At 63.1% G+C, this 21,364-nt stretch carries 20 protein-coding genes and 2 pseudogenes; 12 read left to right on the top strand and 10 right to left on the bottom strand.

Features of this window, described 5'->3' with window-relative positions:
• Positions 1-74: 74 nt before the first annotated feature.
• Positions 75-1,016, bottom strand: a complete 942-nt coding sequence (locus OKW45_RS33015; RefSeq protein ID WP_429473068.1) for an aldo/keto reductase — start codon at positions 1,014-1,016, stop codon at positions 75-77.
• 194 nt (positions 1,017-1,210) lie between these two features.
• Here OKW45_RS33015 and OKW45_RS33010 point away from each other — a divergent pair, with 194 nt between their 5' ends.
• Positions 1,211-1,495 (top strand): hypothetical protein, encoded by a 285-nt coding sequence (locus OKW45_RS33010; protein WP_429473067.1) that lies wholly within the window; start codon positions 1,211-1,213, stop codon positions 1,493-1,495.
• Positions 1,496-2,013: 518 nt separating this feature from the next.
• On the opposite strand, the gene OKW45_RS33005 is transcribed toward OKW45_RS33010, so the two are convergent.
• The 5 genes from OKW45_RS33005 to OKW45_RS32985 form a co-directional block, all read right to left on the bottom strand.
• Positions 2,014-2,160, bottom strand: a complete 147-nt coding sequence (locus OKW45_RS33005) for a hypothetical protein (RefSeq protein WP_429473066.1) — start codon at positions 2,158-2,160, stop codon at positions 2,014-2,016.
• A gap of 227 nt (positions 2,161-2,387) precedes the next feature.
• A complete protein-coding gene (locus OKW45_RS33000; protein ID WP_429473065.1) occupies positions 2,388-5,831 on the bottom strand; it encodes an O-linked N-acetylglucosamine transferase family protein in 3,444 nt (1,147 codons plus the stop codon).
• Positions 5,832-6,155: 324 nt separating this feature from the next.
• Positions 6,156-6,455, bottom strand: coding sequence for a flagellar protein FliT (gene fliT / locus OKW45_RS32995; protein WP_429473064.1), 300 nt, complete (start codon positions 6,453-6,455; stop codon positions 6,156-6,158).
• A 19-nt stretch (positions 6,456-6,474) separates the two neighbouring features.
• Positions 6,475-8,082 carry a flagellar filament capping protein FliD gene (gene fliD / locus OKW45_RS32990; protein ID WP_429473063.1) on the bottom strand — a complete coding sequence of 536 codons (1,608 nt, stop codon included), beginning with the start codon at positions 8,080-8,082 and terminating at the stop codon, positions 6,475-6,477.
• A 148-nt stretch (positions 8,083-8,230) separates the two neighbouring features.
• A complete protein-coding gene (locus OKW45_RS32985; RefSeq protein WP_429473062.1) occupies positions 8,231-9,373 on the bottom strand; it encodes a flagellin in 1,143 nt (380 codons plus the stop codon).
• 422 nt (positions 9,374-9,795) lie between these two features.
• Between OKW45_RS32985 and OKW45_RS32980 the strand changes: the two genes are divergently transcribed.
• The gene (locus OKW45_RS32980) at positions 9,796-11,928 is read left to right on the top strand and encodes a tetratricopeptide repeat protein (RefSeq protein WP_429473061.1); all 2,133 of its coding nucleotides are present in this window, start codon (positions 9,796-9,798) and stop codon (positions 11,926-11,928) included.
• Positions 11,929-12,117: 189 nt separating this feature from the next.
• Here the strand turns inward: OKW45_RS32980 and OKW45_RS32975 are convergent.
• A pseudogene (locus OKW45_RS32975) lies at positions 12,118-12,351 on the bottom strand (EamA family transporter); the annotation flags it as partial.
• A 206-nt stretch (positions 12,352-12,557) separates the two neighbouring features.
• Between OKW45_RS32975 and OKW45_RS32970 the strand changes: the two are divergent.
• Positions 12,558-13,091: a hypothetical protein gene (locus OKW45_RS32970; RefSeq protein ID WP_429473060.1), complete on the top strand. Its 534-nt coding sequence runs from the start codon at positions 12,558-12,560 to the stop codon at positions 13,089-13,091.
• A gap of 126 nt (positions 13,092-13,217) precedes the next feature.
• Here the strand turns inward: OKW45_RS32970 and istA are convergent.
• A pseudogene (gene istA / locus OKW45_RS32965) lies at positions 13,218-14,243 on the bottom strand (IS21 family transposase); the annotation flags it as partial.
• 8 nt (positions 14,244-14,251) lie between these two features.
• Positions 14,252-14,536: a ribbon-helix-helix domain-containing protein gene (locus OKW45_RS32960; RefSeq protein WP_429473059.1), complete on the bottom strand. Its 285-nt coding sequence runs from the start codon at positions 14,534-14,536 to the stop codon at positions 14,252-14,254.
• 262 nt (positions 14,537-14,798) lie between these two features.
• Here OKW45_RS32960 and OKW45_RS32955 point away from each other — a divergent pair, with 262 nt between their 5' ends.
• The 9 genes from OKW45_RS32955 to OKW45_RS32915 all read left to right on the top strand — a co-directional run bounded on the left by OKW45_RS32955 (position 14,799) and on the right by OKW45_RS32915 (position 20,578).
• The gene (locus OKW45_RS32955; RefSeq protein ID WP_429473058.1) at positions 14,799-14,930 is read left to right on the top strand and encodes a hypothetical protein; all 132 of its coding nucleotides are present in this window, start codon (positions 14,799-14,801) and stop codon (positions 14,928-14,930) included.
• Complete coding sequence (locus tag OKW45_RS32950; RefSeq protein ID WP_429473057.1) at positions 14,923-15,414, top strand: hypothetical protein; 492 nt, start codon at positions 14,923-14,925, stop codon at positions 15,412-15,414. The genes OKW45_RS32955 and OKW45_RS32950 overlap by 8 nt, the downstream gene beginning before the upstream one ends.
• Positions 15,415-15,509: 95 nt before the next feature.
• Positions 15,510-16,472, top strand: coding sequence for a DUF932 domain-containing protein (locus tag OKW45_RS32945; protein ID WP_429473056.1), 963 nt, complete (start codon positions 15,510-15,512; stop codon positions 16,470-16,472).
• 71 nt (positions 16,473-16,543) lie between these two features.
• The gene (locus OKW45_RS32940; protein ID WP_429473055.1) at positions 16,544-17,539 is read left to right on the top strand and encodes a YqaJ viral recombinase family nuclease; all 996 of its coding nucleotides are present in this window, start codon (positions 16,544-16,546) and stop codon (positions 17,537-17,539) included.
• 19 nt (positions 17,540-17,558) lie between these two features.
• Positions 17,559-18,476 (top strand): recombination directionality factor, encoded by a 918-nt coding sequence (locus tag OKW45_RS32935; protein ID WP_429473054.1) that lies wholly within the window; start codon positions 17,559-17,561, stop codon positions 18,474-18,476.
• Positions 18,473-19,444, top strand: coding sequence for a hypothetical protein (locus OKW45_RS32930; protein ID WP_429473053.1), 972 nt, complete (start codon positions 18,473-18,475; stop codon positions 19,442-19,444). Before OKW45_RS32935 ends, OKW45_RS32930 begins: the two co-directional genes overlap by 4 nt.
• A 73-nt stretch (positions 19,445-19,517) precedes the next feature.
• Positions 19,518-19,802, top strand: coding sequence for a hypothetical protein (locus tag OKW45_RS32925; protein WP_429473052.1), 285 nt, complete (start codon positions 19,518-19,520; stop codon positions 19,800-19,802).
• Positions 19,803-19,907: 105 nt separating this feature from the next.
• Complete coding sequence (locus OKW45_RS32920; protein WP_429473051.1) at positions 19,908-20,291, top strand: hypothetical protein; 384 nt, start codon at positions 19,908-19,910, stop codon at positions 20,289-20,291.
• Positions 20,288-20,578: an SH3 domain-containing protein gene (locus tag OKW45_RS32915; protein ID WP_429473050.1), complete on the top strand. Its 291-nt coding sequence runs from the start codon at positions 20,288-20,290 to the stop codon at positions 20,576-20,578. The genes OKW45_RS32920 and OKW45_RS32915 overlap by 4 nt, the downstream gene beginning before the upstream one ends.
• 255 nt (positions 20,579-20,833) lie before the next feature.
• Here OKW45_RS32915 and OKW45_RS32910 read toward each other — a convergent pair whose 3' ends face one another.
• Positions 20,834-21,352 (bottom strand): hypothetical protein, encoded by a 519-nt coding sequence (locus OKW45_RS32910; protein WP_429473049.1) that lies wholly within the window; start codon positions 21,350-21,352, stop codon positions 20,834-20,836.
• Positions 21,353-21,364 lie beyond the last annotated feature (12 nt).

Here is a 21,364-nt window from a genome sequence, read left to right as displayed (position 1 = left end):
GGGGTTTACCGATTGCGCCAGGCTTTTCCCTGGCGCGGATCGCCCCCGTGTCGGCGGCCGAAGTGTTCGCCTTATCAGGCGCTCGCTTCGTCCAGCTCACGAATATCGTCGGCGGTGAGGGACAGCTGGACGGCCGCGACCAGGCTCTTCAACTGCTGGACCGAGGTTGCGCTCGCAATAGGGGCCGTAACGCTCGGCCGCGCGATCAGCCAAGCAAGCGCGACCGCGGCCGGCGTGCTGCCGTGCCGATGCGCGACGCGGTCGAGCGCGCCGAGAATCCGCAAGCCGCGCGCGTTCAGGTATTTTTCGACCCGGCTCCCGCGCGCCTTGCCGGCCAGATCGGCCTCGCTGCGGTATTTGCCCGACAGGAACCCGCTCGCGAGGCTGTAATAGACGACCACGCCGAGATGATTCGCGAGCGCCACCGGCTCGCTGTCGCACTCGTATTGCGCGCGGTCGTAGAGGTTGTATTCGGGCTGCAGCAACTGATACCCGGGCAGCCCGTGCTCGCGCGACACCGCGAGCGCTTCCTCGACGCGCGCGCCACTATAGTTAGACGCGCCGATCACGCGCACCTTGCCGGCCTCGATCAGCTTCTGATACGCACCGAGCGTCTCCGCGAGCGGTGTCGCGGTGTCGTCGTCGTGGGAGAAATAGACGTCGATGTAATCGGTTTGCAGGCGGCGCAGCGAGTCTTCGACCGCCGCCTGGATATTTGCGGCCGATAGCCCCTTGCGCTGCGGATGCTTCGACACCTTGGTCGCGAGCACGATCCGCTCGCGCTTGCCGCTCTGTCGGAACCACTTGCCGAGGATCGTCTCCGACTCGCCGCCCTGGTTGCCGGGCACCCAGGCCGAGTAGACATCGGCGGTGTCGATGAAATTGAGTCCGGCTTCAACGAACGCGTCGAGGATCGAGAAAGAGGTGGCTTCATCGGCCGTCCAGCCGAATACGTTGCCGCCGAACATGAGCGGGGCAACCTGCAACGAGGAAGTGCCGATCCTGCGTAGTTCCATGATGGCTCCAGGAATGAGTGGGCGAACGCAATGCGGGAAGTGGCCCGGCGAACCCGGGACCGTTGAGCATACGCCGCCTTGCACTGCGTTGCAGCCCCGGGCACGAAGGCTACTCAGCAGGCCTCGCGCTTGAACGCGGTCGATGCATGGCGCAAACGATGGCGCGCGTCTCAAGTTTATTCAGAGCACCGCTGGTGTTCACGAATGCCGCCGGCGGCAGCGTCACGAACAACCGCGACGCGGGCACGCGCTACGTGCAGGTGTCGGTCCCGCGGCAGATCAAGATCACCGACAACGGTCGGACGGTGTTCCAGGGCGTGCAGGCAGACGGCTCCGCCTACGTCGCCGCGGCCGGCTCGTCCAATCAGGGCACGGGCGCGTTGGGCACGGGCACGCGACCAACCGGCGGCGTCAGACGTCAACGACAACCACTCAATCCAGTTCGCGACGGACACTACCACCGGCGCGATGATCTATAGGTCAGGACAACTCGGCCAATACGACGACGCAAACGACCGGCACGTACACAGACGTCTCGGTAATTGCGGCCGGCTCCGTCTTGAGCGTCCCGATCTCGAGTACGCCCGAAGGACGGCGACGCGTTCAGCGTGACGCCCGGCAATGCGCGCGCCAACAGGCAACACACCTGCCGGTACGGCGGCGCTCGATAACGCGCTCACGACGGGCGAGGCGCGGCTCTCCAACTCGTACTCGAACGTGGTCACGATCCTGGCTTCGGTAGGCGGAGGTCAAGGCGCTCCAGACGATCATGTCGTCGAACGAGGTGCAGACCCGGTCGAACCTCGACATTCTGACGATCACCGACATGGTCTCGGCGATCAGTCAGTACATGCACAGTGGCGTCGCAGGAAACCTTCTCGTCCGCGCGGAACCTGTCGCTCTTCCAGTACATCGATCCCTGATGTGGGTGGGAAGCTGGCACACGCGGCCAGGCACACCAGCCTCCCCGCAAGAGCAGTCGCACAGCGCATATTTTTCAAGCGCGCTCCCAAAGCGCCCGCTCGGCCCCCTGGTCGTAGCGCCGCTGCCACGCGTCCCAGCTCCTCGACACATTCTCGTGCTGCTCGATGCGCTGCTGCCGGAACTGCGCGTCGGTCGCGTTTGGCGGGGCAAGTCGCAGCATCACAACGACGCAAGCCGGTCGTTGCCGGCGGTCGCGTTGCTCGCGCCGCTCTGGGGGAAGAGGTGGTCGAGCGGGTGCGGGAGAGGTTGGCTAGTTGGCCCTGATTGAGTGCACGCCCATGGCTACGGGATACCAGGCATTAGCACCGCCGATAGTCTGTCGCCTGAACTATCGCTCTACCCCACGTGCCCGCAACAAAGCTTTAGTTAACCGACCAGGCGCAATGGTCACTTCAGGAACGTCGACCATGCCTGGTGTTTGCGATAGTACTGATCCTCCGCAGCATCCAGTCCGTTGTCCTTGTACCAGGGCAGATGCCTGCAGGTGTAACGTCCACCGAAACGCACCGCAGCCAGATGAGTTTCGCGGCGGAAGTACCGCTTGTTGTAGACCGCAAAGGTCGTATCGATCGGCGCGCGAAAGATCGGGTCACCGTTGGCGGTCGCCGCGATCTGCTGTTGCCAGAAGCGTGCTTCCCAGTCGATCAGCCCGTAGTTCTTCATGCCGTCCGACTGCATGATTGAGAGTGCTTTCTCGTCCATCAGCGCGGGTTGCGAGATGTCGAGAGCAAAGCCAGCCTTGCCGATTTTCAATGCTTCCGTGGCGTCTATCAGGTCGAACAGGAAAGTATCGGGCAATTCGGGATTCAGTTCGAGATCGGGATCGGTAATGCAGAAAATGTCCGGCAGCCGGTGATAGATGACGTCCGAAAGCGTGAACGCGCGCGGCCCGACATTGTGGTCGAGTCGTGCGACGCTCACCGTATCCTGGATGCTGGCGAGGTAGTCGAGCATACCGGGGGCGCTCGATGCGTTGTCCACGACGACGAGATTGCGCAATCCTCTGCCTTGGAGCTGCGACACCATCCGGCGCAGATATGTGACGTTGTTAAAGGTCGGGATCAGAACCGGCACATTGGCGATCAGGGCGCCGACTGGATGCCGGTATTGCCGGCTATCCGCCCTGAGCGCTGCCAGCTCGCTCGCTGGCTCAGCCTGGTTGACCGGCGCGATGCGCTCAAGGTCGCTCACGTATTGTGAGACTCGGCTCAGTTCCTGGCGGATGTTCCTGTCGTTCGGCAGCAGGGTATTGGCCTTGCGCAAAGGCTCCAGTGCCTCAAAGGATTTCCCTTGCTGCCGTAGCGACGTCGCCAGCATGTGCCATGCCTTGCCGATTTCTGGCAAGAGCGTGGTGAACTGGCGGCCTACAGCTTCGGCCTCGGCAAACTGCTGCTTGTCGAGCAGGAGCGTGAGCGTATCGACGAATTCACCGGCCAGCGCGGCGCGCTGCTCGGGCGACAGGCCTGCTGGGCTATCCCCGGCGGTCTGCGCTTTGCTGACATGCGCCAGAACCTCGAAATGTTCCGGCTCCAGTCCGTCGCACCAGCGCTGCCACATGGTGCGAAACGCGCGAGAGGCGGCGTTGGAGATCGCGCCGGCGTCGATCAGGACCGACTGTCTGCAGTACTCGCGCAGCTCGCCGCGCACTACCGCGAGCGCTTCGGGGTCGGCGGCCAGCGCGGCGCACTTGCGCACGAAGTCGTCCTTGTCCTGCGCAACGAAGGCTGAGTCGAGCCCGAGGTGCGAGAGCCACCCCGTGCTGCCGCGGCTCGCCATCGAAACGCCGGGCAGGGTCATGGTGGGCACGCCCATCCACAACGCTTGCATGGTGGTGGTCGAATTGCCGAAGGGAAACGTGTCGAGACAGACGTCGATCAGATTGTGCTGCTGCAGGTAAGTCGGGACATTCCCGCGCTGCAAAAAACTGATACGGCTCAAGTCAATCCCTTCGCTCGCGAACAGCCCGGTCAGCTTGTCCATCTGCTCCCGTGCCGTAATCGCGCCGATGACCATGCGCGAATCCGGTACCTCGCGCAGCACGCGTGCCCAGAGCGCCACGACTTCAGGCCCGATCTTGACGATACGGCTGAAGCTGCCGAACGTGATGAAGCCGTTTTTCAGGGCAGGTAACTCGTTGACGTCCGGCGCTTGCGGGTGCGGCTTGAACGGCGCGAGCGCCGGCAGGAACACGAGCTTTTCCGAGAACTGGCGCTCGAATTGTTCGAGCGGCGTGACAAAACGGTCCGACAGGTAATAGTCGACGGCATCCAGGCCCGTCGTGGCCGGATTACCGATCCAGCTCGCCTGGACCGGCGCCGGCTTGTGCGCGAAGGCCACGAGCCGGTTACGGCCGGTATGGCCGGACAGGTCGATGAGGATATCGATGCCGTCGTCGCGGATCTTCTGCACGACTGCGTCGTCGCTCATGCCGAAGATTTCGCTCCACGTCTGCGCATGCGCACGAATCTGCTCGGTGAAGCCGTCGGTCACCGCGTAGTTCGAATAGATGTGCAGTGACAGACTCGAATCGAGCGCCAGATGCTCTAGCACCGACAGGAAGAAATACGCAACCGGGTGACCGAGCAGATCGCCGGAAACAAAACCGACTCGCAGGCGCCGCGACGGATCGCGGTCATTGGTGTGCCGGGGTCGACGCGCACGAAGCGGCGCTTCGTGGCGCGCTGCAAACTCGCGGAACTCCGCGAATGCGCTGAGCGCATCGAGATCCGGCTTGTGCATCAAGTTGAACAGCAGGTTGCTGTGGGTTATCGCCTGCATCGGTGCCAGTCTTAGCGCACGGCGGAAAGCGGCTTCGGCTTCGTCGTACAGACCATGCTTGAGTAGCGAGTGGGCAAGCGCGTCGCACTCGATGGCGTCGTTCGGCGCCAATTCCACGGCACGGCGGAGATGGACGACCCCCTCGGCATACCGGCCCATCTCCTGTAAGGCGGTACCCAGGTTGCGATGTAGCACGGCGCTTTCGGGATATTTTTCGAGCGCTTGGCGGCAATGCGTTTCGGCTTGCTGATACTGGCGGGTGGTAATCAGCCCGTTAGCCAGCATCGTCTGGGCGGCGATGAAGTTGGGCAGCAGTCGGGCGGCGTGCGCGGCCGCCTCGACAGACTCATTGTAGTGGCCCGAGCGTTGCAGGACACGCCCAAGGTCGTACCAGCATTCGCCGTGCGACGGGTATTGATGCGTCAGGCGGCGGGAGACCTTTAGCGCCGCTTCGAGTTTCCCGCTGTTGAACAGATGCTGGAACTGGCGCATCTCCTTGAGGCTTGCTCGGCGTGTATCGAGCTTCACGCGCTCGTCCGTATCGGATGCCGCAGGGGGGCGCGTATCGCTCCCGCTCGCAGCAGCCTGGGGAGCGGGCGCGGGCGCAGCCTCGGGCTCCGGCGTGGCAGGGAGCGGCACTTCTTCCCCATTGATGCGTGCGTGCAGCATCTGGACGGCCGCCTCGGGCAGGCCTTGTTGCCGCGCGAGGTCGAGCACGATCCGCGCCGCGTCGGTCTGCTGGCTGGCGACTAGGGCGTTGAGGTAGTAGAGCCAGATCTGCCCATTTTTCGGCATCTGCCCGAGCGCCGCCTCGAAATGCGGCACTGCTTCGGAGGGCCGCCCCGTTTGCATGAGCAGCACGCCGAGGTGGTAGTGCGCATCGGTGTGATCGCTCGCGGCCTCCAGGACGGAGGCATAGCGCGCGGCCGCCTCGTCATATTCCTGCTGCCGATGATGTTCGATCGCGCTCTGCATGGCGAGCGCAATGTCGTGATTCTGCTGCGATTTCGAGGCAGGCGTGGCGGTGCAGCCCGGAGGGAGGAAGGCGGTCATGACGAAGGCGCGCGTACGCGTCAGGAACTCGGGACGTTGGAATTATGGGGGGCGGGCAATTGCGCCGATCGTCCGAGCTAGCGCCAAAATGGGCGCCAATTTGCCTTCCATAACGAGAGGCATACGGGACATCAAGCGTGAACTCGACCTGGATGAGCAAAAATGATGGAACGCGAATGGCTTTCTTGCCGCGGCAAACATCTTCTTTCTCGCCTGAAGTGATTGTGGATACTGCCCACTCTCAGGAAAAGAAAATGCCCGCGCAAGGCGCGGCCAGGGTACGCGCTTGCGCCGCGAAGGACGCGATGAACTGTTGCTCCTGCTTCAGTACCGCGCCATGCTCAGATACCGCCCGGCGTTGCGGCTCGCCTGCATGTTCGCCTGATACTCGGCACCCAGCGCCTGCTGCGCGGCCTGCGCGGCCTCGACGATGCGGCTGTCGATCTCGTGGATCGCCTTGAGCCGCGCCATGACCTCCTGTGGCTGGGGCGCGCCGAGCGCCGTCAAGAGCGGCGAGCGCTCGTTCGCGAGCTGCGCGGCCCGCTCCCACTCGCCGACAGCGACCGCCAGTTCGAGGTCTTTCGTCATCTGCCAGATGCGCTCGATCGGGGCAACGCTCTGCATGGTTCGCTCCCCGTTGCGCTCAGTTCTTGTTCGTGGCCAGCGCGCCTGCGCTGTTGGTGCCACCGAACAGTTGCGTGAGGTATTGCGAGTTGTTGTTCATCGTTGCCATCAGCGTGTTGAGCGCGGTGAACTGCGCGGTGTACATGCTAGTGAGCTGGGCCTGCCACGTCGTGAGCGCCGTCTGCTGATTCGAGAGGCTCGTCAGGTCGCTGTTGATCGCATCCGTGCGGTTCTGGATGAGGCCGCCGGACGAGGTATAGGTCGTGATGCTGTCGTCCAGTTGCGCGGCGATGCCGTTCGTCGGGTTGAACAGCGAGGCCACGGCCGACTGGTTGTTCTGCAACGCATTGCTGAGCGTCGTGTCGTCGACCGACAGCGTGCCGTCCGCCTGGAGCGTAACGCCGATCGCGGCAAGCGTCGTCTGCGAGGTGCCGCTGCCCACGCCGCCGCTCACGACCTTGGCGAGCTGGTTCTGGATCGTGCTCAACGTGGAATCGCCGATTAGCACGCCCTGCGACGTCGAGTTCGCGTTGTACGCCGTCAGCGACCCCATCGTCGTGACGAGCGTGTTGTAGAGGCTGACGAAATTGTTGATCGCCGAGGACTCCGCGCTGGTGTTCTGCGCGATCGTGAGCGTCTGCGTGGTGCCGACCGCCGCTGCCGTGAGGTTCAGCGTCACGCCGGACACAGCCGTCGTCACGGAGTTCGAGGAGCTGGTTACGCCCACGCCGCCGAGCGTGAAGTACGCATCCTGGGCGGCCTGCGTCTGGGTCCAGCCTGTGCCGGTAATGGTCGACTGGCTGGGGTTGTAGGTCTCCGGATTGCCGTTGCTATCGAGAACCGGGTTGCCACTGCTATCCAAAACTTGAGCGGAGAGGTCGCTCGCGCTGGAGATCGCCTTGCCGTTGGTGGTCGTCACCGCGAGCTTGTTCAGGTCGTCGGTCGAGCTCGAATCGTTGATCGCGATGCTGATGCCGCTCGACGCGCCGGTCGAGGTCGATTGCAGCACGAGATGCGCGCCGTCCGCGCCGGTCACCACGGTCGCGACCACGCCGGGATTGTCGTTGGCCGAATTGATCGCCGATGCAATGCCGGCAATCGTGCTGTTCGAGCTATTCAGGGAAATCGTGCTGGTCTTGCCGTTGACCGTCACGGTCATCGTGGCCGCGCCGGAAGCCAGGTTCGTGGTCGAACCGTAGCCCGCCGAGGTGAGCACTTGCGACGTGGCGACCTGCGCCACATTGAGCGAGTACGAACCCGCCACCGCGCCGGTGCTGGCCGTGGCGGTAACGCCGCTGCCGCTCAAGGTGGACGAGAACGAGTTGAGCGTCGCGCCGTCGCTGAGCGGCTCGGCGGCGGCCTGCAACGCGGACAGTGCCGCGGAGAGCGTGCCGTAGGCCGAGATCAGCGTGTTGTCCGCAGTCTGCTCGGCAGCGATGGTCGCGGCCTGGCCGGCAGTCTTCGAGTTGACGAGCGCGGTGACGAGCGAACTTGTGTCCATCGACGAATTGGTCGAGCCGCTAATGATCGACTGGGCGGCTGCCTGCAGCGTGGCGTTGGCGCTTGCGGTCGTGGTGGCGACTGCACTTGCGATCGCGCTGGTGGTGGATCCGGTTACGGTGGACATGAGGAGGCTCCGTGCGTCGGCAATTCCGGTTAAAGCGGTTTAACAAGCGGGGTTACGCTGGAAAAGACAATCGGGAGGCAAGCCTCCCGACGGGTTTGCCTCCGGCACGCATCGAGCCGCGCGCCGGAGGCCTGCAGCGGGAAGCGCCTTACTGGAGAAGCTTCAGGATCTGCTGCGGCTGCGAGTTCGCTTGTGCCAGCACCGAGATACCGGCTTGTTGCAGAACCTGTGCCTTGCTCAGGTTAGCCGTTTCCTGCGCGAAGTCCGCGTCCTGGATCGACGACTGGGCGCTCGACAGGTCGGTCGATTGCGCTTGCTGCGTCGTGCCGATTGCGCTGAAGCGGTTTTGTGCCGCGCCGAGCGTTGCTTGCAGGTTGTTGAGCGTGGTCAGCGCGTTGTCGATGGACTCCATCGCCATGCTCGCACCGCTCGCGCTGCTGATGTCGATGTTCGCAACGGTCGACGGCTGGTTGTAGGCGTTGATCTGGTTATCGACCGACGTTTCGGCATTCCCGCTTGCATCCACGATCGTGGCCGCGCTTGCGATCGTCGCGGGAGTGGTGCCCGCGGCCGCAGTGACGGTGAGGCCTGCAGCTGTGGCAACAGCGGCACTGAGGCTCTCGTTGTTCTGGTCCGTGAACGTGAAGCCGCCGCTGCCGTCGGAGAGCACATTGATGGACGTGATTGCCGGCGCGGTGCCCGCCGCAGCCGCAGCGCCGGTCGAATCGAGGCTCAGGTTCGTGTAGGTGCCGAGCGTGTTGCCTGCTTGCACGGTGCCGCTGCCGAGCTGCGCAGCCGACATGTCTTGCGAAAGGTTCAGGCTGATCGTCTGGCCGACGTTCGCACCGACCTGGAACGACACGGTACCTAGCGAGCCGTTCAGCACGTTCATGCCGTTATACGTCGTTTGCGACGCGATACGGTTGATTTCTGAAACCTGCTGGTTGACTTCCTGCTGCAGTGCTGCGCGGTCGTCGTCGGTCATCGAGCCGTTCGCCGCTTGCGTAGCCAGTTGGCGGATACGCTGCAGGCTGCTCGTCAGCGACGACAGGCCGCTCGATGCGGTTTGCACCATCGAAGTGCCATCGTTCGAGTTCGACACACCCTGGTTCAGACCGTTGATCTGGGTCTGCATGATGTTCGAGACCGCAAGACCTGCTGCGTCGTCTGCTGCGCTGTTGATGCGCTTGCCCGACGACAGACGCGTGATCGCTTGCGACAGTGCGCTACCCGAGCCGGTCAGGTTTTGTTGCGCGACGAGCGAGTTGGTGTTGGTGTTGATTCCGAGCATTGAGATTCTCCTGATGGGGCCATCGGCCCAGTAACGGCAGCGGTTCGTTGGCCGGCCGCCTTGTTTGTGATTACGACCCGGCCTGGCAAAACTTTAGCTGCTTGTCGATGCGCCCCTGCTGGCTGGCGCCCTTCCCGCATCAGCGCGCGGTGGGGACGCGCTTTTCAAGATAAGGGACGCTGGGCTTCGTCCTTCGGTTTTCGGCGGTTTGAGGCTCGCCGGCGTCGATGCCCCTTTCGCGTCGCAATGCTGATTGCGCACCGGATCGCAATTGATGTGCGCCCGGCCTTACGGCTTCGAAAGACAAAGCCCGCGCAGCACGTCATCGGTCGAATTGAACCGCGCTGCCCGCTCAATTCGGGCCGCCACCGCGCGTGCGCATGCCTTAAGCTGCGAATCCCCACCGCCCCTCCAGGACCACCGTGACCGCTACGAGCCCACTTGCCCCCACGCGCCAGCACATTCTGAGCGAAGCCACTGCCTTCAGCGCCAGCGGGCAGTTCGCCGACGCACTGGCGCTGCTTGCACCGCTCGTCGGCGCGAAGGCCACGCCCGAGGACGCGGAGCACGCCGATGCGCTCAACCTCGCGGCCATGTGCGCCACGGGCGTGGGCCAGCCCGCGCAGGCGCAAGCTCTATGGTTGCGCTGCATTCAAGCGAAGCCGGATTTCGCCGACGCGTATCTGGGGCTCGGAGCGATGCTCGCGACCCTCAATCAGCTTGCCGAAGCGGAAGCGGTTTACGGGCGGCTTGCTGCGATACGTCCCGATGACGCCGACGTCCACAGCAATCGCGGGATCGTGCTGCACCGTCTCGGACGGCACGACGCGGCCAAGGCCGCGTACCGCGTGGCGCTCGCACTTCGCCCGGACCACGTCGACGCGAACTACAACCTCGGCATCGTGCTTCACGAACAGCGCCGCCTCGACGAAGCAGAGGCGGCCTATCGCACAGCGCTCGCCGCGAATCCGCAGTTTGCGAAAGCGAATAACAACCTCGGCAATCTGTTGCGCGAACGCGCCCGGATCGAAGAGGCTGAAGAAGCGTATCGGCAAGCGCTGCTCGCGCACCCGCAATACCCCGAGGCGCTGAACAACCTGGGGGCGCTTTACAGGGAGCTCGGCCGGCTCCGGGAAGCCGAGCTGGCTTGCCGCCTCGCGCTTCAGATCCGCCCCGCCTACGCGGACGCGCTCAACAATCTCGGCTGTGTGCTCACCGAACTGAAGCGCCTGCCCGAGGCCGAGAGCGCCTACCGGCAGACGCTCGCGTTGCGCCCCGCCTTCGCCGAGGCGCACTACAACCTCGGCTGCGTCCTGCACGCACTGGACAAACTGGTCGATGCCGAATGCGCGTATCGCGAGGCGCTTCGGCTCGCGCCGAACCGCGTCGAAGCGGCCAATAACCTGGGTTGCACGCTGCTTGCGCAAGCGCGCCTGCCCGAGGCTCTCGCGGCGTTTCGCCACGCGCTCACGTTGCGCGCCGACATCGCCGAAACACACTTCAACATCGGCAGCATCGTGAAAGAGCTCGGCGACCCGGAGCAAGCCGAAGCCGCCTACCGCCGCGCGCTCGCGCTGCGCCCCGACTACGGCGACGCGAAGTTCCGTCTCGCCACGCTGCTCATCAGCATGGGTCGCTTCGAAGAAGGCTTTCTCCTCTACGAATGCCGCTACGAGATGCCTGGGTTCGCGCATCACGCCACGCAGTCGATGCTGAGGTGTCCGCGCTGGCGAGGCGAGCCGCTCGCCGGCAAATCACTCCTCGTTTGGCAAGAGGATGGACTCGGCGACATGCTGCAGTTTGGACGCTATCTGCGCCTCTTGAAGGCTCAGGGCGCCGCGCAGGTCGCGTTTGCCTGTACGGCACCGCTGCAACGCCTGTTCGCCGAAGTCGATGGAGTCGACGCGGTGCTCAGTCATGAGGAAGCCTCGGCGCGCGCCGGCGAATTCGATTGCTGGATCAGCGCCCTCAGCGCACCGCTGTATCTGGGCACGACGCTCGACACGATTCCGCCTCCCCTGTGCATCACCCTGGCCCCGTCGCGCGTCGAGCATTGGCGCGCGCGCCTTGCCGTGCTGGGCGCGGGACACCGAGTGGGTCTCGTCTGGAAGGGCAACCCGAAACACCACAACGACGTGCACCGTTCGCTACCGTTGCTCAACACACTGGCGCCGCTCTGGAGCCTGCCGGGCGTGAAGTTCGTGAGCCTGCAAAAGGGCGCGGGGGAAGACGAAGCGCTGTCATTCCCTGCGAGCCTCCCGATCCTGCCTCTCGGCGCAGATCTCGAAGACTTCAGCGACACGGCTGCGGTCATCTCGCAACTCGATCTGCTGATCTGCGTGGACACTTCGACGGCACATCTGGCAGCCTCGCTCGGCAAACCATGCTGGGTGCTCTTGCCGGCACGCGACGTGGACTGGCGGTGGATGCACGGCCGTGACGACTCGCCGTGGTATCCCAATACGGTTCGCCTGTTCAGGCGAGGGCTGGACGAACCGTGGCCCGCAGTCGCGGAGCGCGTGCGACAGGCCTGCGCTGCGTGGTTCGGCGCGTGACATCAACGCCGCGCTTGCGCTGAAGTGAGGTTAGTCACACATGCTGCGAAACACCACGGCAGCGATGATAGGCGCGCAGAGCACGAGCAGCACCAAGGCATCGAGCAGGTGAACCAGGCGGTGTCGCAGATGGGCCAGATGACGCAGCGGAACGCGGCGGCAGCCAGTTCGTTGCACGACCATGCCAGTCAGGCAAAATGGTACCGCCGAGTTTGTAACCCCAACGACAAACAACGGCCACAACTTCGAGCGAAATTGTCTACGGGAACCAGCCGATCTCAGTACGGGCGCTAAAACGAGTGCCGCAATTGCGACGCGGAGTGCGATCAGAGGGATCGGCCCAAGCTCTGGCACTGCCACGCGCATAAAGAGAAATGATGCGCCCCAGATAGCAGCAAGCGTGAGCAGTTCGATTAGGTTCATTTGAATATGTCGATTCGACGGTTGAATGGCAATGGGCGCTTGCATCAGTCGTCGCTGCAAGGCCGACAACAGCGGATGCGCATGAACCGACCGCGCCACAACACTTGGCGCCGTGGACACACGCGACTGCGTTGGTCCGCCGGACGGAAAAGTAAAGCGCAAAAGCTATTCGCGCTGGGCTTCGTGTCGACGCCGAACGTGCAGCGTTGCATACACCCCTTCCATCGTCCGACACCGCTGCTGATTCCACGACGGAAGACTCGTCCGGATTAGGCGAAGCCGTGCACGAAGCACGTCTGTGGCGCGACGACGGCTGGACCGCGCGCGTCATCAAGAACGAAGACGACGAAGGCTGGGCCGTCGAAATGATCAAGGACGGCGAAGCGGAACCGGCGCTCGTCGGGCCGTGGACAATGGGCCGCAACAAGAAGGATCCGAAACCCCTCGACACGTCGGCGTTCAACACGCTGGTGAAGACCGCCTCGGAAGTCCTGCGCCGCCATGAGCAGCAACTGCGTGCGCAACTCCATAAAGAAGTGCGGGTGGCGAGCGCGAACGGTAACGACGAACTCGACATCACGCTGGACATCGTTCCGGACGACATCGAACCGTACGCGCTGCTGACCGCGCTCGACACCTTCGGCGAGCAGTTGGCGCACGTGCAGGGCGCGCCCAGCTTCAAGCTCAGCAAGGCGAGCGCTGTGGCCTGGGTCGAAAACGAATTTCGCCGCCCGGGCTAGAGGCGGGGCAGGCCGGCTGACCAGGCTGATTCAAAAATTACTAAAGCCTGTCAATATACTTTCATATTAGCTTCATAGAATCCTCGCGTCATAGCGGCGCGAGCGTGAACCATGTGGTTTGGGGCTGACCGTGGTGTCGTCCCAGACGGTACGCACGACCTCCATGAAGTAGCGAAAGCCGGTGGTCGGCAACGCCCGCAGATGCGGCCTCTCCTCCTGGAACATGGCCTCGACCTGTCGCCGGGTGCTGCCATGAATGCGTTTGGCCGCCCAGTTCGCCTCCCAGTGCATCAGGAATTCGTTCTGGGCTTCGAGCGACTCGAATCGGCGGCCGGCGAGCGCGGTGCCCTGCGTATGTTGAATCGCGTTCTCGACGGTCCCCTTTCGATTCGGGTCGCGTACTCGGGCAGGGTCGGCGACGACGCCGTAATGCTCGAGCATCGCCTCATAGAGCCGGTTGATCTCGGGTTCGTACAGATCGGGCGTGATGACGCCCTCCCGGAGATTGTCCAGGACGACATAGCTGACAGCGCCGCCGAAGTAGCGGAAGGCTTCCTCGTGAAGCTGGGCCCAGACCTGCTTGCTGGATTTCCAGACCACGCGCCGGAAACTGCGACGCGAGTACCGGAGGGTCATCACGAACAACCGCGGACGCCGGTAGCGGCCGGTCTTCGGATCGCGGGTCAGTGCGCCTTCGCCATAGTCCACTTGAGCTTCTTCGCCGGGGGCAAACTCGAGACGGTCGAACTGCTCGGGATCAATGTGGCGCAAGGCGCGCACGAAACGCTTGACGCTCCCGTAGCTCGCGGTGAATGCGAACTGATCGGCCAGATCCTGATAGATCGCCTGCGCGTTTCGCCTCAGGCGGACCTGCTGCTCGATCCATTCGCGATGCGGTTCGCTTGCCGAGCGGGCGAAATTGAACGTTGTGGTCTCGCCGGAATCGTCGGTAGCCGGTGGTCGCGGCGGCGGCGGAGGTTGCGTGACGACCGTTTCGGAGCCGGTGGTCACCATGGAGGAGTTTGCCGAAGCGGACTTCTCGGACTCGAAGATCGCCTGATAGCGACGGATCGTCTTGCGGTCGATGCCCGTGAGCCGCTGGATCTGGCGCTGGCTCTTGTTACGCTCTAGTAGTGTGAATACAGCATGCATCGGAGCGACTAACTTGACCGTGCAGCCAATAGCCGCCTGCCGCGCGCAATGATGCTGTCCGGGTCGAACTTCTTCACACGACCGGCAGCAACGTCGGCCAGTCCTTGGTCGATCTCGGCCTTAAGTTCGGCCAGCTCCGTGAGCATCAGTTGACGCCGGGTATTCCACTCGCGCAGTGCCTCGCGGATCACTTCGCTGGTCGATGCGTATGCGCCATCGTCGACGGCCTGCCGGATAGCCATAGCCATCTCCGGCGGCATCGTAATCGTCAGGCGTTGCAAGGTCGCGGACATGGCTAGCTCTTGATTTAATCGATGGATCACACTTTATCATACTAATGAAAATCGCTGGAGCAGCAGACGTAAAAGCATCCAATCAAACCCTTGCGTGAGTCTCCCCCACGTTATCCACAAGGCCGTGAACATTTTCTGGGAATAACACCTGGTAACACCCATTCAAACGGAAAATAGACCTATATCACTGCGCCGAGCACGGCAGAAGTCTGCTCGCTCCGCCCGCGCAATCACGTGCTGGCGAACTTCCCCGGAAGCCGTGATGCCTACCTATCCTTCCCCTTTTGAATATCTGCTCGCGTTCGGCATTGTCTTCGCGGCCGGCGTGCTTACGTCGGTCGGCCTGCGCCAGTATGGCGACAAGATCCGGCGGGAGGCGGTCGCACATGCGTGATGCGCGCTTCTACCCCCATCCTCACGATCCGCATGATCCGGATGACATGTATCTGAACGGGCACGACAATAGCGAACCATTCGAGCAAGGCTTCGTCCCCCCGCACGCACAGCCGAACCACACCCGAGCCAACGCGCAATCAGGCTTGATCCCATCGTGTCCGAAATGCCAGTCTGATTGCGTCGACGCACGCCATCGTGCTCGCAAGACTGGCGGAGCCGTTGGCGCGGTCGCCGGTACGGCAAGCGGGGTCGCGTTCGCCCTGTCGGGTGCGGAAACCGGCGCAGCGATCGGCGTGCTCGCAGGACCTGCTGGTGCCGTGTGCGGAGCCATCGCGGGTGCCGTGATCGCAGGTCTCGTCGGCGGCACAGCCGGCTGCGCAACTGGCTCCGTGTTCGGCGAAGTGATCGACGACAAGGTGCTCGATAACTTCCGCTGTCACACCTGCGGGCATACCTTCAGCCGCCACAAAGCATCTACCTGATCCGTAGTTTTTCTCTTCAGCAGTATCCCCTTCACTTTTCTCTCGCATTTGCTCGGCCACACGCCGGGCTTTATGCCGTTCACAAGGAGCTACTTATGCATCTCGTCCGCAACATGGCCTATGTTGGTGAAACCCCGTGGCATGGCCTTGGCAATCAACTCTCTCCACGTCAGCCGATCGAGGTATGGATGAAACAGTCGGGGATGGACTGGCAGATCGAATCTGCCGATGTCCGATTCGTCGCCGGTAGTGGCAATCTCGGTTCGATCCATGCGTTCCCCGAGCAGCGCGTTTTGTTCCGTTCAGATACCAAGGCTCCGTTGTCGGTCGTATCGGCTCGATACCAAGTGGTTCAACCTCGCGAAATCCTAGAGTTTTATCGCGACCTCACCGAAGTCGGCGGCTTCGAGCTGGAGACCGCGGGCGTGCTCAAGGATGGCAAGAAATTGTGGGCCTTGGCCCGTACCGGCCAGTCCGCAACGCTCAAGGGCAAGGACACGGTCAACGGCTACCTGCTGCTCGCCACCGCATGCGACGGCACGCTCGCGACCACCGCACAATTCACGTCGGTACGCGTGGTCTGCAACAACACCCTTCAGATTGCACTAGGAGACAGTGCCGGCTGCGTGAAGGTGCCACACCGTTCGCAGTTCGATGCCCAAGCTGTGAAGCGCCAGCTCGGTATCGCGATCTCCTCGTGGGACGGTTTCATGGCTCGCATGAAGGCGCTGGCCGAACGCAAGGTCAGCCATGCCGTGGCCGAGAAGTTCTTCCAGCGCGTGCTCACGTACCCGACGGGAGGGCCAAACATGCCGATGCCGGCTACCAATGATCGCGCAATCAAGGCGGTGCAATCCCTGTACGCAGGCAAAGGCATGGGCGCCACGCTTGCTTCGGCATCCGGTACGGCATGGGGTCTCGTGAACAGCGTCACCGAGTTCGTCGATCACCAACGCCGTGCGCGTAGCGAAGATCACCGGCGCGATGCCGCGTGGTTCGGTGCTGGTGCCACGCTGAAGCAGCGTGCGTTCGATGAGGCGATGAAGCTGATCGCCTGATCATGTTCTCAACGTCATAACAGCCCGGCCGGGATCGTCCCCGCCGGGCTTCTTCATTTTCGGAGGTACGTATGTCACAGGCACTACCCGCTGGACGTAGCAGAAACCGTCCGGCATTACGACTCGTGGAAACGAAAGACCTGTCTCGTGAAGACTGGCTAGAGGTGAGGAAGAACGGGATTGGTGGCTCGGATGCGGCCGCTGCTGTGGGCCTGAATCCGTATATGAGCCCGCTCGAACTCTGGTTGATCAAGACCGGACGCGATGCGGACCTGCCCCGCCCCGATCCTCAGGATACGAGCGAACCCGTGTACTGGGGCACGTTGCTGGAGCCAATCGTTGCCGCGTCCTACACGAAGCAGACCGGCAACAAGGTCAGACGCGTCAACGCGGTACTTCAACACCCGACTATCCCGTTCATGCTCGCTAACGTTGACCGCGAGGTGGTCGGCTGTCGCGACGTGCAACTGCTCGAATGCAAGACCGCCGGCGAATTCGGTGCGCGTCTGTGGCGTGATGGCGTGCCCGAATATGTGCAGCTTCAGGTGCAGCACCAGCTCGCGGTCACGGGCAGGCAGGCGGCCGATGTCGCAGTCCTGCTCTGTGGTCAAGCGCTCGAAGTCCATCGCGTCGTTCGTGATGACGGGCTGATTGCGCGGCTCGTCGAACTCGAAGCGCAGTTCTGGCAATACGTCACGAACGACGCCCCGCCACCTGCCGACGGTTCCGAATCGGCAGGCCGGGCCTTGCGCTGCCTGTATCCGGGCAATGCTGACATGGTGGATTTCACTGATGACCGGCGACTATGCGCAACCTTCGCGGATCTGGTCGCCGTTCGGGCCGAGATCGAACTTCGCGAGGAGCACGAGGCGGAGCTCAAGCAAACCATCCAGCAGGCCATGGGCAATGCGTCACGGGCGCTGTTCGAGACCGGCGAAGTCTCGTTCAAACGTAGCAAAGACTCGGACGGCATCGATCTGAAACGGTTGCTGGCCGATCACCCCGAGGTTGAACCGCAATACGCCATCACGAAACCCGGCTCGCGCCGGTTCCTCATTTCCGTCTGAGATACACAGGAGAGTAGTCATGCTCAAGGGTCTAGCCATCACGCCGCCAGTGGTCGGGCGCATTTCCATTGGCCGCGTCGTTGAGAAGAACGGCAAGCGCCTGCCGGAGAAAGACGACCAATTCACGATCACGAGTCAGGTGCAAAACCGTGATGGCTGGGTCCTGCACCCCGTCAACGAGTCGTTACGCAAAGCAAACACCGGCAAGCTAAGGTCGATACCCGTGCGGTTCATGTTCCGCGATCCCGATCTGAACCTGCGCGCCGAGTATTCGCTGTTCGACCGCGACACCGGCAGACCGGTCTGCGTGGGCAACGGCGAAACGTGCAAACGAGCCAGTGACAACGGCATCGAAAGCCTGCCCTGTCCGTCGCCAGACGGCTGCGCATTCGGTCAAGCGGGTGGCTGCAAGCCGTACGGGCGGCTCAATGTCGTGATCGGCGACGAGGACGAGATGGGCAGTTTCATCTTCCGTACTACGTCGTACAACAGCATCCGCACACTCGCCGCGCGCCTTCACTATTTCGCGGCGGTATCGGGCAATCTGCTGGCCTGCCTGCCGCTGGAACTGAAGCTGCGCGGCAAGTCCACGGCGCAGAGTTATCGCTCGGCGATCTATTACGTGGATCTCGGCGTGCGGTCCGGCAGCACGCTCGAAGCGGCGATCACGGAAGCGTGCGAGCTGGATGCGCGTCGCCGTGCGGCAGGTTTCGATCAGGCTGCACTCGACGCCGCTGCGCGTGCCGGCTTCAGTAACGGCGCATTCGAGGACAGTATCGAGGAAAGCGCGGCCGTCGCCGAAGAGTTCTACCCATCCGAATCCGGTCGCGGCGACAGTCAGGGTGATGGTATCGCCGAACCGGATGTGCCGCCCGCTTCCGGCCTGAGGGGCAAGCTCGAACAGCGCGCCGCGTTACTCGGCGGGAAGGCCGCGTGATCCGCGTCCGCCCGGCCCTGCTTCTGGCAGTCTTGGCGACGGGAACGGCGATCAGCATGTCGGTGCTCGCTGGCTGGCAGCGCGGCGGGTGGCTTGCCGAACGGCTGGTGTGGGTGGCAATCGGTGTCGTGCTTGTCGTCGGCGCGCATCTGCTGCCCGCACTGTGTCGGTCGGCTCCGCTCTCCGCGCGCGTGGTCGGTGCCGTGCTGTGGCTCGGCTGTATGGCCGCAGCCTCATACGGGCATGCGACCTTCTTCCTCCTGTCGCAGTCCCATGCGGGAGAGCTTCGCGTGTCGGCTGTTCCGGCCGTCGGTATCCCGGCTCACCGGGAACTAACAGCCGTGATGGCGGATCGGGCATCGGCCACGTCGGAACTGGCGCAGGCGGATGCACGGCGCTGTACTCGCGACTGCCCGACATGGCAGGCGCGTCGAACGTCACTCGCCGCCCGGCTCGATGCGCTCGACGCCGAAGCGGCTGATGTCCGACGGTATCAGGCCATCGAGGACGGTAACGCCGGGCGCCGCGTGACTGCGCGTGACGATCCGGTCACAGCACGACTCGCGACGCTTTGCGGAATCGCGGATATCAGGCTCGATCTGTTCGCCGGACTGGCATTCGCGGCTGTTCTCGAAGGCGTGGCCTGTCTGCTCTGGTGGATCGCACGGATTCCTCCGGCCGCAGAGTCATCCGTTACGGATCGTCACGGGGTAGCACGCGACGTGACTGCCGCAACGTCTCCGGTGACGACGCTCGTCCAGTCGCCTCCGCCAGCAACCGTCCAGTCAACCGTTCCCCCAGTCGTACAGCCGACCGTCACGCTCCCCGAATCCGACCTCGCAAGGCTGCGTCGCGACATCGAATCTGGAGCCGTCAAACCGACCGTCGCCGGCATCCGTCAGTACCTCGGCTGCTCTCAGGCCAAGGCTTCCGCCTTGCGCCGCCAGCTCGTCGATCTCACGGCATAAGCGGGGCGCGCCCTGCGCCCGATCTCCTTTTTCACAACGACGCGATCACGTCATCCGGTTCCTCCGGAGGCCCGTGCTCACCCTTTATCTGGAGCAATCCATGCATGAAACGAAATTCGTTCATCTGCCGCGTCGTGGTCCCGTGACAAAGGGACTCGGCGTCGTGGCCGGTATCACGGCCATCAGCTTCGCCGCAGCATGGGCGTTCGAGCAGCACCGCAGGCGTGAAAAGATCCGCGTCCTCGCCTCGATGCCCGGTGCCCCCAGCATCTTTCCGGCGCTCCGCGCGCACTCGGAGATGGTGCTGTCCCAGTTTGGCGTCGGCCTTCCGCTGGAGCCGGACAACCCTCGCCCGTAACGCATTTCCCCTCACAGCCGGCACGCGCCGCCGCGCTTCCTTCATTTCCCGCACGCATCCGGCTCGACCGGAGGAGCGTGCTCGTCCATTTTTCAGGAGAAGACGATGTACCAACCTACCCGTCTCAAACCCCTGTTCCATCCGGGCAAACTGCTCGTCTCGCACGCAGCACTCGCCGCATTGTGCGCGAACAGCGTACCGGTCATCAGCATCGTGCTCCGCCACATCGCCGGTGATTGGGGCATCGTGTCCGAGGATGACAAACGCCAGAACGACGTATCGATCATGGCTGGCTTGCGACTGATCTCGATCTACCGCCTGCCGGACCAGACCCGCATCCTGATCGTCACGGAGTGGGATCGCTCGAACACAACGATCGAACGGCTCGATGACGTCGTGCCTAGTAGCGACGTGCACTCGGCTCAACCGGCGAACCGTCGCTATCCAGCTTGGCCTAAGGCCGACTACTTACAGGAGAGCCGCGCATGAGCTACACAAACGGCCCGCGTTTTCCAATGGGGCGGTCTGTCATCACTCCCGCAGCTCAGGCCGCGCTCGATGCGGCGGGCATCGAAGGTGTGCTGCTGCTCGCGCGGCACATTCACGGTGACTGGGGTGATCTGAGCGCAGAGGATCTTGCCGCGAACGAGTTGGCATTACTGACAGGAAAGCGGTTGCTGTCGAGCTACAACCTGCCGGACGGGCGAAGCAAGGTCTGGATCATTACTGAGGCAGATCGTTCCGTGACTACGATTTTGCTGCCGGAAGAGTATTGATTGAACACTTGCTTATGGGCGAACCTAGCATGCCGTATTCGGCTGGGTTCGACCTGTTGCTGCCGGTCGCCATCTTGCGAACCATTCACCGGTTGAATCCGAAGAGTACAGCGGCCATTCTCGGGGTGAATTCGCCGGCAAGTTCTCAGCCTTTATAGGTCGTTCAAGTACTGGTTCCAGTCTGGCGGCTACCCGTCGCTTAGCCGACGCGGCGCAAGAGTGCGCTGAGCGGCGTCGGCGGGATCGACGGAATTGTTAAAGCGGTTCGTAGAGGGCGTCGTCGTTCGCGAGCCTTCGGCTTATCGCTTGCAACACACCCTGAATCAAGGCTTCAAATATCGGGCTTGAATAGCCGTCCGCCCACCGCTCCGAACGCAATAGCGTGTGCACGTAGTGGCGCAGTTCAAAAAATGACCACGAACCCACTGCGTCCTCGACACGCACTCCGCGCTCGATGGTTGGGCCGCCGGGCGCGAAGTCTGTGCAGACAAACCCGCACGCGTAAGCCCCCTCCACGAACAGTCGGTATTCGGGCAAGGCGGTGAACTCCCCGTGCCTTTCCGCGAGCAGGCGTTCGTGGTCTCGCACGCCGAAGTGTCCCTGCGCCGCCGTTTCGAGCGTGTCGACTAAAACCACAAGCATCCGCGCCTGAAACTCGTTGACCGCAGCCCGTTTGCTCGTGGGCTTCCTGCGGATCTTCTGTGCGGCGAGAGATCTTGCGTTTACGGGCGTCTCGTCGATTGACTCGAACGATGCTTCGCGATCGTTTGTCATGTCGTGCCTTGT

The organism is Paraburkholderia lebeckiae (genome assembly GCF_050436225.1).
Taxonomy (GTDB): domain Bacteria; phylum Pseudomonadota; class Gammaproteobacteria; order Burkholderiales; family Burkholderiaceae; genus Paraburkholderia; species Paraburkholderia tuberum.
Note: the sequence above shows the minus strand (reverse complement) of the source record. Positions and strands in the feature narration are given on the sequence as shown.